Consider the following 14,637-nt stretch of genomic DNA (forward strand, 5'->3'; position numbering starts at 1 on the left):
TTATATTGTTTGTATTATTAAGCGAAAAAAATGGACGATATTAAATAGTATGGTAGAAAGAAAGTATGAACTTCCCACCACCAGTAATGTGATTATGGGAATAGGCCTTGGTCTGGGGAGTGATGGAGGTGGAATAAGGCCTATGGATACAATAACCGAAGGGACAGCAGCAGAGAGCGATACTGAAAGGTTGTTGAGTCGGTGGGAAGAGGCGCGTAGAAATATGACTCCTGAAGAACAGAGAACTGCTGATGAAGCTGCTATCCGGGGTCTATATGAAAAGTATATGAAGCGCGCAGGTGATAAATCTTTGAGTCCGGAGCATCGAGAAAAATGGGCTAATGCTGCACGTGATCTAGAGTATAAACATCTAGATCTCTTTAATGATTAGCGTTCTTCGCTTTTAGTTCACGTTCATATCTCTGTAGATTCTCAATTAAATCGTCGATATCCCCGTTCATTGCAGCGGGGATATTGCTACGGCTGTAGTGAATGCGGTGGTCTGTGATGCGATCTTGCGGGAAGTTGTAGGTGCGGATCTTCTCTGAGCGGTCGCCAGTTCCAACCAGAGAGCGACGCTCGGCGGTTAATTTGGCGTTTTCCTCGTCAATTTTCATCTGTAATAGTCGTGAACGTAGCACGCTTAGCGCCTTTTCTTTATTTTTAATCTGAGATTTCTCGTCTTGGTTGGTAACGACAATACCGGTCGGTAGGTGGGTGATACGCACTGCTGAGTCGGTGGTGTTGACGCTCTGACCACCATGTCCGCCTGAGCGGAATACGTCGACTCGGAGGTCGTTCGCATTTATCTCGACATCAGCCTCTTCAGCTTCTGGCAATACCGCAACCGTGGCGGTTGAAGTGTGAACTCGTCCTTGACTTTCGGTAACTGGCACACGTTGAACTCGATGCACGCCGCCCTCAAATTTTAATTGAGCGTATGGTGAGTCTCCCTTAATACTAAAGATTACTTCTTTATAGCCGCCAGAATCGTTGGGTGATTGGTCGATCAGCTCAGTTCGGTAATTGTGTGCCTCGCACCAGCGTAAATACATGCGGTATAGTTCCGCCGCGAATAATGACGCTTCGTCGCCGCCTGCACCGGCACGTATTTCCATGATGATGTTCTTTTCGTCATTAGGGTCTTTGGGGGTGAGTAAGATGAATAACTCTTCTTCAAGTTCTGTCAATCTTGTCTCAGTTTCGGCAATTTCCACTTTTGCTAGCTCCGCCAATTCATCACCGCCAGTAGCGAGTTCTTTGGCTTCCGCTAAATTGCTAGTTAACTGCTGACGCTCAGTTGCTTTTGCAATCAAGGTTTCCAGCTCTGAAAATCGCTTATTTTTCGCTGTAAAATCTGGTGCATTATAAGCGTCTGGTCGTGCTAAAAAATCGCCCAGCTCGGATCGCTCAGCGTTTAATGCTTCTATATCTAGTGCGATTTTAGTCATACTATAAAATTATACCACAGGTAGGCTGGCTTATGCGCTGCAAAGATGCGCGGAGATCGCGATATAATGTGTCGCGGCGTAACGATTGTCACGTTGGATTAGCCGTGGTTTAATGAGAATATGAAGTTTGCAACCTGGCGGGAGTTTGTTGAGGATCAGGCTGAGCAGCCTTATTTTCGGGCATTGATGAATCGGGTTGATGCGGAGCGTGATAGATTTGATATTTATCCGCCACGTCAGGATATGTTTTCATGTTTCGCTGCTTGCCCGCTGGACAGAGTAAAAGTAGTAATCATTGGTCAAGACCCGTATCATGGGCCAGGGCAGGCGCATGGTATGAGTTTTTCGGTTCGGAGCGGGGTGAAATTGCCACCAAGTTTGCAAAATATATTCAAAGAGCTTGTGGATGATATCGGCGGTGATATGCCGACTAGTGGTTTTTTGGAACCGTGGGGTAAGCAGGGCGTGCTGATGATGAACACCAGTTGGAGCGTTCGTCGTGGCCAGGCGGGTAGTCATGCCGGATATGGTTGGATGGAATTTTCCGAAAATTTATTAAAAATGCTGAATAATTATGATCAGCCGCTGGTGTTTATACTTTGGGGTGCGCACGCTCAAAAAGTCGGACAGGTGATTACTAATCCGAAACATTTGAAAATATCTAGTGCGCATCCGTCGCCGTTTTCGGCGCATCGCGGGTTCTTTGGTAGTCGGCCGTTCTCGCGTGCTAATGAGTTTCTGGTGCGACAGGGTCGCGGGGAAATTGACTGGCGTTTGCCTTGATTGATGAAGAATAGTTTTATGTGGTATTACACTACTTATGAATAAAAAACCACCCAACTATTGGGTGGTTTTTAAGGCGCTACACCTTACTATTTGCTAGATTTCTTAGCCTTTTTATCTGATTTTGGAGAATCAGCTTTTGTGGCTTTATTGGCGTTAGCTTTCTTGGCTTTATTTGCCAATGCGGCACGGCGAGCTTCAGCTGCTGCCTGACGCGCCTTAAAGCGATCAACTCGACCTTCGGTGTCGATAATCTTCTCCTCACCAGTAAAGAATGGATGTGAAGCTGATGAAATATGAACTTTGACTAACGGATATTCGTTGCCGTCTTCCCATTTAATAGTCTCCGTTGTTGGCGCTGTTGACTGAGTCAAGAACGCAAAGCCTGCTTGATCGTCGCTAAATACGACAGGGCGATAGTTCTGTGGGTGAATACTGCTTTTCATAACCTTGGTATTTTAGCAAAAAACCGCAGGTATTGCAATATTTACCGAAAGGGCGTGCGGACGCCTTGACGTATACGTAAAAAGTAGCGCATAATTACAGATAAGATAAGCTAATTTAGGAGGAGCATGTGTTATGGAAAATGGCTCTTTGATATATGATAAGAGTAAGAGTACTGGCTTGAGCAGTTTAGCGGGAGAGGCTTTTTGTCGCTCTAAGGAATTGGCAATAGCAAAAGAGTTAGGAATGATATTAGAAAATTCCGATAAAACCGAATCTTTTGAACTATATAATTCGGGGGAGCCAGAGCGTATGGTGGCGCTAGTTGGTGGTGAGTTTGGGGTTAGAGTCGACCAGACGCCAGGTAAGCCTAAAGAGGTAACTGCAAAATTATTTAGGCCGCATGAGACGATTCAAGATTCATATAGAGAAGTGTCGCTAGATATCCATACTTCGGTTGTAGCCTTTGATGCGCGTCGTATATGCGTAGAAGATGAAATTCCTTCGGGAGAAAAAGTTTCATTGCTATTCTTTAAGCTATCGGCAAACGTATCTGGCGAACCAACTCCGCCTATGACTGTGGAAGATTTGAACCGTAAGACTAGTACTTATGGCGCTGTCGTTTCGGATAGTGGAATTGAGTATTTTGAGTTTACTAAAGATTGTGATGTTAAAAAGGTATCTTCTATATATTCACCTCTAGATACTAGTTTAGAAAGAATAGAGCTTAGCGAGGAATTGGAAAAATTCGTTCAATCTCGTCAAGGGATGGTTGCCTCTGATGGGGATTAGTGGTATAATCATCAGGTAACTAATTTTAATGACACAATCCGTTTCACACTCCAAATCGTGGGCGGATGAGGCAAAAGGAGAAGAGAATGTCTGTAAAGGTAGACATTAAGGCTTTGCTGGAGTCAGGTGTTCATTTTGGACACAAAACCAGCCGCTGGCACCCAAAGATGGCGCCATATATTCACAGTAAGCGTCAGGACAGTCACATCATTGACTTGGTCAAGACGGTTGAGGCATTGGACAAGGCATTGCCAGAATTAACAAAAATTGCAGCATCAGGCCGCAAAGTATTGTTTGTTGGTACGAAAAAGCAAGCCAAAGACGTGGTGCGTCAGGCTGCTGAAAAGATCAATCAGCCATATGTGGTTGAACGCTGGATTGGCGGTATGTTGACCAACAACTCAACGATTGCTCAGCAGATCAAGAAGCTGAAGAACTTGGAAAAGCGCATGGCGTCAGGTGACCTCGAAAAGCGCTACAACAAATTGGAAGTGCAGCGTTTCCAAGAGGAAATCGATAGCTTGAACGTTAAATATGGCGGTATCAAAGACTTGATGGGTAAGCCAGGTGCGGTGGTCGTGGTTGATGCTTTGACTGACGCAAATGCAGTGCGTGAAGCTCAGACTTTGGGTGTGCCAGTATTTGCTATCGTTGATACGAATGTCAACCCAACTGGTATTGACTACGTTATCCCAGGTAACGACGACGCCATCAAGGGTATTCAATTGCTATTAGACTACTTCACCGAAGCTGTTGCTGAAGGTGCGGGTAGTGTGAAACCTGAAGAAAAACCAGTGAAAAAAGAGGAGAAATAGGATGGGCGTTTCTGTTGACGACATTAAAAAACTGCGCGAATTGACAGGTGTAGGTTTGACCGACGCAAAGAAAGCATTGGTTGAGGCTGACGGTGACTTTGATAAGGCGCTGGAAGAGATGCGCAAAAAAGGCTTGACCAAGGCTGAGAAAAAAGGCGACCGTGAAGCACGTGAAGGCTTGATCGAAAGCTATGTTCACTCTGGTCGAATTGGTGTGATTGTCGAAGTTAACTGTGAGACTGACTTTGTGGCACGTTTGGATGATTTTAAGACATTGGCGCACGAAATCGCTATGCAGATTGCAGCGATGAACCCAAAGTATGCTTCTACAGAGGATATTCCAGCTGAGGAAATGGAGCGGGTGAAGGCTGAGTTGATGGCGAGCGAGGCATTAGCAAGCAAGCCTGAAGAGATGCGCGAGAAGATTGTGGCTGGTCAGCTGAACAAGCACTTTGCTGAGCAAGTGTTGATGAGTCAGGCGTACATCTTGGACGATTCCAAAACTGTTGAGCAGCACATCAAGGAAGCGATTGCTAAATTGGGTGAGAACATTGTGGTTCGCCAATTTAAGCGAATTGAGCTGGGCGTCAGCGAATAACCTCTATATACAGAAAGGAAATCGGTTACAGCAATGTAGCCGATTTTTGATTTTGTCAATATTTACCATAAGTATATTGACAAAATAGCAAATCTATGCTAGTATGTCTATATATCAAAAGTAAAGCCACGGATAATTATTGAAAAACAAGAAGGAATAATATGAGCGAAGAAATAGTAAAATTTAGTCCAAACGCTGAAGTGCCTGATACAGAGACATATGAGCTTAGGAATATACCAAAGTCGCGTGATGAGCGAATTGCTGATGGTAAAGAAAAGGTGGCTGTATTAAAGGCTAAGGTGAAGGAAGGTCTTTCTAAGACGTGGAAAAAATTGTCCGAGAGCTTTTATATTGGAGTGAGTCGTGGTTCTGAGCTGCCCGGACAGGCTGCAGAAAGGGTTGGTCAGGCTAAGGAAAAAATCAGCGACACCTATACTGTAGCAAAAAATAAGGCTACGGAATTATTTACGGGTGGTCGTGAGTTTATTTCTCAAAAGGCATCAGAGGCTCGTGAGCGTAAAGCTAAGAGGCTGGAGGGTCGTGCTCAGCGTGAGACTGATAGGCAACAATATCGCCAAGCACGAGAACAGGATAAGCAAGATAATGCGACAGATAAGTCAATAATTAAAGAAGAAGAGAAGAAAGTCTCTGAGGCGGAGCAAGAGCTAGAAGAGAGAAAGCAAGAGTTAATAGAGGCTGGAGAAGCAGAAGCAAAGGCTCGCCAAGAACTCAAGGAAGCTGAGGAGAATTATGCCAAGGCCGAGAGAGAGGCGGAAGAAAATCCTACGGAGTTGTCTAAACTAACGGTCGAAAGGGCTGCTTTGGATCGCTCGCTGAAGATTACTGAGTTGAAGATTGCAATGGTCAATACTGCAAATGCTCAAAAAGAGGTTAGGTTGACTAATTCAACGATTGATAAGCTTGATGCTTCCATAGGAAAAACCAGGGAGCAGATAAGAGGTCGTGCTGCAGCTGCCAAGGAGCGTAAGGATAAACGAAGAGATGCTCGTAGGGAGTATCTTGGTGATAAGTGGGAATCTGCCAAAGAGAAAATTGCGCGAGTTGCTGGCAAAGGTGCTGACTGGATGAAACGACTCGGCAAGATTATTTCATCAGGAGCTGGTAGGGCTGCCAGAAGGGTGGCAGACAGGCTTGATCCAGTAGAGTCAGATAGTAACAAATAAGCATAATTGATAATAAAAAATAAAAAGGATATCATAAAATCATGAATAACGATCAAACCCAATTAAACATTCGAGCAACAATAGTCACCAAGGCACAGCTGAATTCAATCGGTGTCAATTTACCAGATGACCAGATGCAGGCGTTGATCCAGCACGTAGAAGAGACAATCAACGAGCGGATCAGCGAGGAAGTCGTTGAATCTTTGACTGACGAACAGCTGGCGGAGCTGGTAAAAATGCAAGATAGCAATGTGTCGGCTGAAGAAATTGACGCATGGATTCGTGAGCGAATTCCAGAATATGATGAGATCATCGAAGATAATGTGGCGATTGTTTTAGGGGAACTGGTAGAAAATTCCGATGCGATTCAAGCATAAATAAGCCTAGGAAAAATAAATCCGCCTTCACGCGAGAGGGCGGATTTTTATTGCGTGGAAATAATGAGGCAGCCATCTTTTTGGTGTCGTGCATCTGTTGTGGTGACGATAAATTGATGATGTTGAATGGTTTCCTGGAGGAGTTTTTCGCGGGTGGCGTCTAGCTCCGAGAAAACGTCGTCTAGTAGAATTAATGGTCGCGATTGGCTGATTTCTGTTTGGAGTTCCAATTCTAGTAGTTTAAAGGCTAGCATAATGGTGCGCATTTCGCCACGTGAGGCAACCTTAATGGCCGGCTGGTCATGGAGAAAAATTGTGAAATCTTCACGGTGTGGGCCGACAGAAGTGAAGCCTGTAGCAATTTCATATTCGCGAGCTTTCTCTAGGCGGTTAAGCAAAGATTGGTCGTAGTTTTCTAGTGGTGCAGTGGTGCTATACTCTATTGATAATTGTGTATTTTTTCCCGCTAGTGATTCGTATAAATTTTTTATATGAGGCTCGTTAGCTTGGAGAAATTTAGCTCTTTTTTGGGTGATGTTGGTTGCGTATTGAACAAATTTTATATCCCACGCAAACAGGTTATCGCGCCAGATTTGCGAATCTTCTTGATGGGATTTTAGGAGCTCGTTGCGCTGTAATAGCGTGCGATTGAAGGCTCGCAAGTCAGTGTCATATTTGGAGTCAAGTCGAGCAATTAGCCCGTCTAGAAAATCGCGCCTGCGGGAAGGAGAGGAGGAAATTAAACGTAGCTCACTTGGCTCAAACAGGACTACAGGTAAACGATTTTTTCTGGTCAAGGCTTTTGATTTATTATCGTTAATGATGAATTCTTTGCTAATTTTTCCTGATGCTGCGTTTAATTTAATTCGCCTTGCGCCAAAGTCTCCCTCTAAGTGAATAATTGTTTGAGGGGTGTTGAATGTCATGCAATCACTAAGACTGCCACGAAAACTGCTACCGCGTAAGGCTACGTAAACCGCTTCAAGTAGATTTGTTTTGCCGGTGCCGTTTGGCCCAACGATAACTGTGCCAGAATCACTAAAAGTTGCTTCATGTAGGCTGTAAGATCGGAAATTATATAGCTTAATCTTAGAAATCACTCTGTTATTATATCACGGGTCAATAGGTGAAATTAGCAGACAAGGCGCCTGAAGTTTGGTATAATAGCGGTAGATAAATTGGAGGAATATATGTTTGACACAAACCCTTATGAAGAGAAAATGAATGCCGCATTTGGCTTTTTCCAAGATGAATTGAAGAAAGTTCGAACGGGCCGAGCGCATGCTGGAATGTTGGATGGTGTTATGGTTGAGGCTTATGGTACAAAAATGCCGCTTAATCAAGTGGCTAATATTACTGCACCAGAATCTCAGATGCTGCTGGTGACGCCATTTGATCCAGGAAATATTACTGCAATTACTTCTGCAATTCGCGACAACCAGAGCTTAGGATTTAATCCGTCTGACGATGGGCGAGTGGTGCACGTGCCAGTCCCCGCCTTAACTGAAGAGCGTCGTCGTCAGCTAGTAAAACAGGTGAGCGAGAAGGTTGAGGAAGCCCGAATTGCGATGCGAAATATTCGTCAGGATGCATTAAAGGACGCCAAGCGAATGAAGGACGCAAAAGAGCTAAGCGAAGATGACTTGAAGTTGGTCGAGAAGGAAGTTGATAGCTTAATGAGTAAAATGCAGGCGCAAATTGATGAGGCGTTTAAGGCGAAGGAAAAGGACGTCTTGACTGTTTAATGAGCGAAACTTTTGCTGATAGAGTAAAAGAGTTGGGGCTGCCTTTTGAGCAGATTATTGTTATTGGCAGTGGTATTTTAGACCAATTAGGAATTCGTCGGGCTGAAGATGTTGATATTGCAGCGAGCTCTGAGTTGATAAAAAAACTTTCTAAAGATTATGGCGATTGGACCAAAAAGCTTGATGGTAATCAGCGTCCGTATTTTGTAAAGATTGATGGCTCGGCTGAGTTGTGGGACGGTTGGGAGTTTGATGGTCAGGTTGTTGGCTATGACGATTTATTGGGCCATTCAGTGGTATATGATGACGTTAGGTTCGTTAATCTGGAATTTCTACGACGATGGAAAAATTGGCGTGGGCGAGAAAAAGATATCCGAGATGTTGAATTAATTGATGAGTGGAGGGCAAAAAATGAATAGAAAATCAGAGTTGCCGCAACATATTGGTTTTATCGTGGATGGCAATCGGCGATGGGCCAAGCAGCATGGTTTACCGGCGTACGAAGGTCACTTGGCGGGCTATAATGCACTGAAAGATGTGGCTTTAGAAACGCTTCAGAGTGGCGTAAAATATGTCAGTGCTTATGTTTTTAGTACGGAAAATTGGAAACGGTCAGAGGACGAAGTTGGCCACTTGATGAAATTACTGTTAAAGATGCTAAAGGCTGATTTACCGGCATTTATTGAGAACAATATACGCTTGAGGGTGATTGGATCTAGGGATGAGTTGTCGGACGCGCTAGTTGAGGCAATTGACGATGCTGAAGCAAAGACAGCTAATTTAGATAGTGGTGAATTGGTCTTATGTCTAAATTATGGAGGACATTTGGAGATCGCTGATGCGGTTAAAAAGATTGTTCAATCTGGGGTTCCTGCTGAGAATGTTACACCGGAGTTGGTGGCGCAAAATATATACGCACCAGATGTGCCGCCCTGTGATTTGATTGTTAGGACTTCTAGTGAGCAGCGTCTCAGTAACTTTATGTTGTGGCGTTCGGCTTATAGCGAGCTGATGTTTGTGGAGAAAAATTGGCCAGACATGACTACTGACGATGTGGCGGTGATTTTAGAGGAGTATGCTAATCGGAATAGGCGGTTTGGTAAATGATTGTTTGGGGGATTCTTTTAGGTCTATTTGTGCTTATATCGCTGGTGGTCTTGCACGAGTTGGGTCACGCACTGGCGGCTAAGCGAAACGGTGTTAAGGTTGAGGAGTTTGGGATTGGATTTCCGCCAGTCGCAAAAAAGTGGAAAGTTAAGCGGAGCTTTTTAGGTGAAAACGTGACTTTCAGTCTAAACTGGTTGCCACTTGGTGGATTTGTTCGCCTAAAAGGCGAGTATGATTCAGCGAAGGGCAAAGGTACGTATGGTGGTTCGACATTTTGGGTGAAAACCAAGATTTTGCTAGCCGGCGTTATGATGAACTGGTTGACGGCAATTATTTTGTTTACGGTTCTGGCGGTAATTGGACTGCCGAAGGTGTTGTCGAATCAGGTCCAGTTGCCATTTGACACTGAAGTACGTCGTTCGCCGGTATCGGTGGTAAAAATTACTCCCGACTCGCCAGCTGATAGAGCGGGGATTAAAGTGGGTGATCAATTGATTGACATAAATAACCAACCACTTACTGAGGCGGAAAAATTGCCAATTATAACTAAGCAGAACGCTGGCAAAAAAGTGCCGATTAAGTATAGTCGTGATGGCAAAGAGTCGTTGATTGATGTGCAGTTAAATTCTGAACAGGCTGCCAAAACTGGTGGATATTTGGGGGTTGTTCCTAGTCAATCGGAAAAAATATACAGCACTTGGTCGGCGCCTATTATGGGAATAGCAACGACCTGTCAGTTGTCTTATGAGACGATAAAAGGCGTTGGTGTACTGCTGGCGAAAACCACTCATGGTTTATTCGGGCAGATTTTTGGCTCTGAACAGTCAAAGCAGTCAGCACGTGCTGATTTGTCGTCTGTTGGCGATAGTGTGGCCGGACCAATTGGTATATTGGGCGTACTGTTTCCGTCGGTGGTTAATTCTGGAATAGCCCAAGTTATTTTTGTGGCGGCGTTGATTTCACTGACGCTGGCGGTAATGAACATATTGCCGATTCCAGCACTTGATGGTGGGCGTTGGTTTACGATGGCGATATTCCGTCTGTTTAAGAAAGAGCTGACGAAAGAGCGTGAAGAAAATATTCAAGCTACCGGCATGTTGATTTTATTAATATTAACAATTTTGGTGACTGTGAGCGATGTTGGGAAGCTTTTATAAGAAATTAAAAGGCCGAAAGTGGTGGCTATTGGTGGCACTGCCAATTTGGGTTTATGGGGCGTTCTTAATAGTGGAACTAATTATTTCGCTTCTGATTAATCAGCTAGTCGGGCTTGGTGTTCCTCTAAAATCGATAAACCCAGTTATTTTTAATACTGCGATTTCAGTTTTTATTTATGGTATATCATTGGCTGTAGTTATTGGTGTACCAATATACATTAAAAAACGGCGAACGTCTCTTCAGGATTTAGGGGTAAATGACTGGCCGACGTTTCTGGAGATATTTATTTCACCATTGGCTTTTGTGGCTTATTTTCTCTTGACGATAGTCACGATGAGTATCGCTAGTGGCGTTTTCTCGGTTGATATGCAGCAGCGACAGGAGATACCGTTTAGCCAGAGCATACTTGCGTCGCACTGGCAGCTCTTAATGGCATTTACGGTAATGGTAGTATTGGGTCCGATTGTTGAGGAATTGTTATATCGTGGGTATCTTTACGGTAAACTACGCAATTCATTTTCAATTTGGTTGTCGGTTCTTATGACGAGCATAACGTTTGGTTTGGCGCATCTTTGGGTTGGCCCGAGCGCGCCTTTGCAGTGGGCGGTGGCAGTTGACACATTTACTTTAAGTTTGGTCATGTGTGCCGCCAGGGAGTATACTGGGGCAATTTGGGTGCCGATGATGATGCATATGATGAAAAACGGTATAGCTTTTTATTTTCTGTTTATCAATACAAACGCCGTCGACCAAATAGGTGCTTTATTGCCATTTATATAAAGGAGGAAAAATATGCGAATGACACAACTTTTTACCAGAACTTTGAAGCAGGCGCCAGCAGGTGAGGTGGCTCGTAACGCTCAGCTGCTAATCCGTGCTGGTTATGTGCATAAGACGATGGCAGGCGTCTATTCTTTCTTGCCGCTTGGCCTGCGGGTGCTTGAGAATATTAAGCAGATTGTTCGTGAGGAAATGGATAAGGTTGATAGCCAAGAGCTAACAATGAGCACTTTGCAGCGTAAAGAGTTATGGCAGGAAACCGGTCGTTGGAGCGATGAAGTTGTTGACGTCTGGTTCAAGTCTAAATTGCAAGACGGCACCGATGTCGGTTTTGGCTGGACACATGAAGAGCCGATTGTTGATTTATTGCGTAATTATCTAAAAAGCTACAAAGATTTGCCAATTAGTGTTTATCAATTTCAGAACAAATTGCGTAACGAGCTGCGCGCCAAGAGCGGAATTATGCGTGGTCGTGAATTTGTCATGAAGGATATGTACTCGGTGCATGCTAGCAAAGAGGACCTAGATAATTACTATAATACCGTCATTGAGGCGTATAAGCGCTGTTATGATCGTTTTGGTATCGGTGATGAGACATATGTGACTTTTGCTTCTGGCGGTGCCTTTACTAAATTTAGTCACGAGTTCCAGACGATTTGTGATGCTGGTGAGGACTATATTTATTTACATCGTGCTAAAAATATTGCGGTGAATGAAGAAGTCTTGGATGAGGCGGTTGCGGAGCTTGGCGTTGACCGTAGTGAGTTGGAAAAAGTGAAGACAGCTGAGGTTGGCAATATCTTTAACTTTGGTACACAGAAATCAGAGGAGATGAAGCTGGTGTTCACTGATGCTGATGGCAAAGAGCAGTATGCATATATGGGTAGCTATGGTATCGGCATTACGCGAGTGATGGGGGTGATTGTTGAGAAATTTGCTGATGAGAAAGGGCTAGTTTGGCCAGAAAATATTGCGCCGTTTAAGGTCCATATTGTCGCAATCGGTGAAAAGGGCAAAGAGCTAGCGGGTAAGCTTTATGGTGAACTAGCGGATAGTGGCGTGGATGTATTGCTTGATGATCGTGATGAGCGGCCGGGCGTGAAATTTGCTGATGCAGAATTAATGGGTCTACCGTGGCGGATTACGATTGGTGATCGGGCAATTGATGGCGATGGATTATTTGAATTAACTGAGCGAGTAACTGGCGAGACGAAAAAGATGAACTATCAGCAACTACTTGAGTTTTGTCTAAGTCGTTAAGCTTAGCTATATTGACATAATAAATAGCGGTTGTTATACTCAGATAGACTTTATCAAGACTAGATAGAACACTATATTTAGTGTAGGTTATAAGACTAATACCGCTATATGTAATAGAGGAGGAGATTTTTATGAAAAAAACTTACCAGATTACCGAAGCTGGAAAAGCTGACTTGGAAGTCGAGTTGGCGGAGTTAAAAGGCAGGCGTGGTGAAATTGCTGAAAAAATTGCGGTAGCGCGAGATTTTGGTGATTTAAGCGAGAACGCAGAATATGACGCTGCGCGTGAAGAGCAGGGCTTGGTGGAGACACGGATTTTAGAGATTGAGGATATTTTGCAGAATGCTGAAATCATTAAATCAAGCGGCACCTCAAGTGTTGGTCTGGGCAGTACAGTTGAATTGCAATGTCCGGAAAGAACCGTGTCCTATACGGTGGTTGGGCCGGTTGAGGCCGATCCGTTGGCGGGAAGAATTTCTGACCAATCACCAATTGGTAAAGAGCTAATTGGTAAGAAAATTGGTGATGAAGTGACGATTAAAACGCCGAAAGCGGAAATCACTTACGTTGTTAAGTCCATCTCTTAAGCCCTCTAAAATAATTTACAGATAATGTGCTATAATTATCTCTGTTATGGCTACACTGCAAGATTATCGAAATGAACGGTTACGAAAATTAGAAACCCTGCGTGAACTAGGCGTTGATCCGTATCCAGCGCGGTCGGAGCGGACGCATGGCTGCGGCGAGGTTTTAGCGCATTATGATGAGCTGGCAGGCCGGGAAGTGGTCGTGGCAGGTCGCATCGCTTCAATCCGCAGTTTTGGTAAGCTGGCGTTCATCAAACTGCGCGATCAGTCTGGTGAGGTGCAGTTATATTTGCAGCGCGATGACGTGGCGGAATTGGACGCTAGCCGCGGCGTATTGGGCATGAAACAGCTGAAACTTTTGGATACGGGTGATTTTGTCGAGGCGCGCGGAGTAATGACGACAACACAGACTGGCGAAAAGTCGGTTGGCGTGCGTGAGCTAAGGCTACTAACCAAGTCGCTCAGACCGATGCCTGAAAAGTTGGAGAACAAAGAAGAGCGTTTTCGCCGCCGCTACGTTGACATGAACGTCAATCCAGAGGTGCGCAAGCGGTTTGTTCGCCGCAGCAAGTTTTGGCAGGCGACGCGCGATTATCTGAATCAGCACGGCTTTACCGAGGTTAATGTGCCAGTATTGGAGCATACGACTGGCGGCGCTGACGCTAATCCATTTGTGACCCATATGGACGCGCTGGACGACCAGCAGTTTTACTTGCGCATTTCTCACGAGTTGCCGCTGAAGCGCCTGATCGGTGCTGGGTTTGAGAAGGTGTATGATCTCGGGCCGCGTTTCCGCAATGAGAATTATTCCGATGAGCACTTGCCAGAACACATTGCCATGGAGTGGTATGCTGCGTATTGGGATTGGAAGCAGGGTATACGCTTTATGGAGGCGATGTATAAAGACGTACTTCAAAAGACGTTTGGTACGCTGCAATTTCAGCTAGGTAAATTTAATGTTGACATGAGCGGCGAATGGGAAGTCTGGGATTATGCCGAGGTGATTCAAAAGCGTTATGGAATTGATGTATATAATACAACGATTGACGAGGTGGCCGCCAAGTTGAAGGAGCATGGTTTAGAGGTTGAAAAGACTGATTCCATTCCGCGCAGTATCGATAAATTATGGAAGAATATTCGTAAAGATGTAGCGGGGCCGGTGTGGTTGGTGAATACGCCGAAGTTTATCAGTCCGCTGTCTAAGACTAACCCCGAGAATCCGCAGACGGTGGAGCGTTTCCAGCCAGTAATCGCTGGGTCGGAGCTGGGCAATGGCTTCTCTGAGCTGAATGACCCGATTGATCAGTTGAATCGTTTTGTTGAGCAGCAACAGATGCGCGATGCTGGAGACGAAGAAGCGATGATGCTGGATATCGACTTTGTGGAGATGCTGGAGTACGGTATGCCGCCAGCTTGTGGCTGGGGATACTCTGAGCGGGTATTTTGGATTTTTGAAGGCGTAACGGCGCGTGAGGGCGTGCCATTCCCACAGCTAAGAAGTGACATCGACGAGACGACGCGGGCGATCTATCCGCAGGTGAAGTTGTAATTGTAGC

At 44.9% G+C, this 14,637-nt stretch carries 17 protein-coding genes and 1 pseudogene; 15 read left to right on the forward strand and 3 right to left on the reverse strand.

Annotated elements, in window-relative coordinates:
* Positions 1–142 precede the first annotated feature (142 nt).
* Positions 143–391, forward strand: coding sequence for a hypothetical protein (locus TM074_RS00895; RefSeq protein WP_369000514.1), 249 nt, complete (start codon positions 143–145; stop codon positions 389–391).
* Here TM074_RS00895 and prfA read toward each other — a convergent pair.
* Positions 381–1,451 (reverse strand): peptide chain release factor 1, encoded by a 1,071-nt coding sequence (gene prfA, locus TM074_RS00900; protein WP_369000515.1) that lies wholly within the window; start codon positions 1,449–1,451, stop codon positions 381–383. The two genes, TM074_RS00895 and prfA, sit on opposite strands and share 11 nt — an antisense overlap.
* A 120-nt stretch (positions 1,452–1,571) precedes the next feature.
* On the opposite strand from prfA, the gene TM074_RS00905 reads away from it, so the two are divergent.
* A complete protein-coding gene (locus TM074_RS00905; RefSeq protein ID WP_369000516.1) occupies positions 1,572–2,234 on the forward strand; it encodes a uracil-DNA glycosylase in 663 nt (220 codons plus the stop codon).
* Positions 2,235–2,440: 206 nt separating this feature from the next.
* On the opposite strand, the pseudogene TM074_RS00910 reads toward TM074_RS00905, so the two are convergent.
* A pseudogene (locus tag TM074_RS00910) lies at positions 2,441–2,680 on the reverse strand (type B 50S ribosomal protein L31); the annotation flags it as partial.
* A 133-nt stretch (positions 2,681–2,813) separates the two neighbouring features.
* Here TM074_RS00910 and TM074_RS00915 point away from each other — a divergent pair.
* The 5 genes from TM074_RS00915 to TM074_RS00935 all read left to right on the forward strand — a co-directional run bounded on the left by TM074_RS00915 (position 2,814) and on the right by TM074_RS00935 (position 6,444).
* Positions 2,814–3,470 (forward strand): hypothetical protein, encoded by a 657-nt coding sequence (locus TM074_RS00915; protein ID WP_369000517.1) that lies wholly within the window; start codon positions 2,814–2,816, stop codon positions 3,468–3,470.
* An 86-nt stretch (positions 3,471–3,556) separates the two neighbouring features.
* Positions 3,557–4,285: a 30S ribosomal protein S2 gene (rpsB, locus tag TM074_RS00920; RefSeq protein WP_369000518.1), complete on the forward strand. Its 729-nt coding sequence runs from the start codon at positions 3,557–3,559 to the stop codon at positions 4,283–4,285.
* 1 nt (position 4,286) lies between these two features.
* Entirely contained in the window at positions 4,287–4,883 is a 597-nt protein-coding gene (gene tsf, locus TM074_RS00925) for a translation elongation factor Ts (protein WP_039326988.1), read from the forward strand.
* A 161-nt stretch (positions 4,884–5,044) separates the two neighbouring features.
* The gene (locus TM074_RS00930) at positions 5,045–6,067 is read left to right on the forward strand and encodes a hypothetical protein (protein ID WP_369000519.1); all 1,023 of its coding nucleotides are present in this window, start codon (positions 5,045–5,047) and stop codon (positions 6,065–6,067) included.
* 41 nt (positions 6,068–6,108) lie between these two features.
* A complete protein-coding gene (locus TM074_RS00935; RefSeq protein WP_369000520.1) occupies positions 6,109–6,444 on the forward strand; it encodes a DUF5663 domain-containing protein in 336 nt (111 codons plus the stop codon).
* 47 nt (positions 6,445–6,491) lie between these two features.
* Here TM074_RS00935 and TM074_RS00940 read toward each other — a convergent pair whose 3' ends face one another.
* On the reverse strand, positions 6,492–7,544 hold the full coding sequence (locus TM074_RS00940) for a DNA replication/repair protein RecF (protein WP_369000521.1): 1,053 nt from the start codon (positions 7,542–7,544) through the stop codon (positions 6,492–6,494).
* A 90-nt stretch (positions 7,545–7,634) separates the two neighbouring features.
* On the opposite strand from TM074_RS00940, the gene frr reads away from it, so the two are divergent.
* The 8 genes from frr (at position 7,635) to TM074_RS00980 (ending at position 14,630) form a co-directional block, all read left to right on the forward strand.
* The gene (frr, locus tag TM074_RS00945) at positions 7,635–8,189 is read left to right on the forward strand and encodes a ribosome recycling factor (protein ID WP_369000522.1); all 555 of its coding nucleotides are present in this window, start codon (positions 7,635–7,637) and stop codon (positions 8,187–8,189) included.
* Positions 8,189–8,608, forward strand: a complete 420-nt coding sequence (locus TM074_RS00950; RefSeq protein WP_369000523.1) for a hypothetical protein — start codon at positions 8,189–8,191, stop codon at positions 8,606–8,608. Before frr ends, TM074_RS00950 begins: the two co-directional genes overlap by 1 nt.
* On the forward strand, positions 8,601–9,296 hold the full coding sequence (uppS, locus tag TM074_RS00955) for a polyprenyl diphosphate synthase (protein ID WP_369000524.1): 696 nt from the start codon (positions 8,601–8,603) through the stop codon (positions 9,294–9,296). The genes TM074_RS00950 and uppS overlap by 8 nt, the downstream gene beginning before the upstream one ends.
* Positions 9,293–10,453 (forward strand): RIP metalloprotease, encoded by a 1,161-nt coding sequence (locus tag TM074_RS00960; protein WP_369000525.1) that lies wholly within the window; start codon positions 9,293–9,295, stop codon positions 10,451–10,453. The genes uppS and TM074_RS00960 overlap by 4 nt, the downstream gene beginning before the upstream one ends.
* Entirely contained in the window at positions 10,434–11,234 is an 801-nt protein-coding gene (locus tag TM074_RS00965) for a lysostaphin resistance A-like protein (protein WP_369000526.1), read from the forward strand. Before TM074_RS00960 ends, TM074_RS00965 begins: the two co-directional genes overlap by 20 nt.
* A gap of 18 nt (positions 11,235–11,252) precedes the next feature.
* Complete coding sequence (locus TM074_RS00970; RefSeq protein ID WP_369000527.1) at positions 11,253–12,494, forward strand: aminoacyl--tRNA ligase-related protein; 1,242 nt, start codon at positions 11,253–11,255, stop codon at positions 12,492–12,494.
* A gap of 125 nt (positions 12,495–12,619) precedes the next feature.
* Positions 12,620–13,081: a transcription elongation factor GreA gene (greA, locus tag TM074_RS00975; RefSeq protein WP_369000689.1), complete on the forward strand. Its 462-nt coding sequence runs from the start codon at positions 12,620–12,622 to the stop codon at positions 13,079–13,081.
* Positions 13,082–13,127: 46 nt separating this feature from the next.
* Positions 13,128–14,630, forward strand: coding sequence for a lysine--tRNA ligase (locus TM074_RS00980; RefSeq protein WP_369000528.1), 1,503 nt, complete (start codon positions 13,128–13,130; stop codon positions 14,628–14,630).
* Positions 14,631–14,637: the final 7 nt, after the last annotated feature.

Source organism: Candidatus Nanosynbacter sp. TM7-074, from assembly GCF_041006295.1.
In the GTDB taxonomy this organism is placed as follows: Bacteria; Patescibacteriota; Saccharimonadia; order Saccharimonadales; family Saccharimonadaceae; genus Nanosynbacter.

Bases quoted from the DNA above. Each gene is read 5' to 3' on its own strand.
- prfA (WP_369000515.1), bottom strand. From the start codon at position 1,451: ATGACTAAAATCGCACTAGATATAGAAGCATTAAACGCTGAGCGATCC.
- frr (WP_369000522.1), top strand. From the start codon at position 7,635: ATGTTTGACACAAACCCTTATGAAGAGAAAATGAATGCCGCATTTGGC.
- TM074_RS00895 (WP_369000514.1), top strand. From the start codon at position 143: ATGGATACAATAACCGAAGGGACAGCAGCAGAGAGCGATACTGAAAGG.
- TM074_RS00980 (WP_369000528.1), top strand. From the start codon at position 13,128: ATGGCTACACTGCAAGATTATCGAAATGAACGGTTACGAAAATTAGAA.
- uppS (WP_369000524.1), top strand. From the start codon at position 8,601: ATGAATAGAAAATCAGAGTTGCCGCAACATATTGGTTTTATCGTGGAT.
- rpsB (WP_369000518.1), top strand. From the start codon at position 3,557: ATGTCTGTAAAGGTAGACATTAAGGCTTTGCTGGAGTCAGGTGTTCAT.
- TM074_RS00905 (WP_369000516.1), top strand. From the start codon at position 1,572: ATGAAGTTTGCAACCTGGCGGGAGTTTGTTGAGGATCAGGCTGAGCAG.
- TM074_RS00930 (WP_369000519.1), top strand. From the start codon at position 5,045: ATGAGCGAAGAAATAGTAAAATTTAGTCCAAACGCTGAAGTGCCTGAT.
- tsf (WP_039326988.1), top strand. From the start codon at position 4,287: ATGGGCGTTTCTGTTGACGACATTAAAAAACTGCGCGAATTGACAGGT.
- TM074_RS00915 (WP_369000517.1), top strand. From the start codon at position 2,814: ATGGAAAATGGCTCTTTGATATATGATAAGAGTAAGAGTACTGGCTTG.
- TM074_RS00950 (WP_369000523.1), top strand. From the start codon at position 8,189: ATGAGCGAAACTTTTGCTGATAGAGTAAAAGAGTTGGGGCTGCCTTTT.
- TM074_RS00970 (WP_369000527.1), top strand. From the start codon at position 11,253: ATGACACAACTTTTTACCAGAACTTTGAAGCAGGCGCCAGCAGGTGAG.
- TM074_RS00960 (WP_369000525.1), top strand. From the start codon at position 9,293: ATGATTGTTTGGGGGATTCTTTTAGGTCTATTTGTGCTTATATCGCTG.
- TM074_RS00935 (WP_369000520.1), top strand. From the start codon at position 6,109: ATGAATAACGATCAAACCCAATTAAACATTCGAGCAACAATAGTCACC.
- TM074_RS00965 (WP_369000526.1), top strand. From the start codon at position 10,434: ATGTTGGGAAGCTTTTATAAGAAATTAAAAGGCCGAAAGTGGTGGCTA.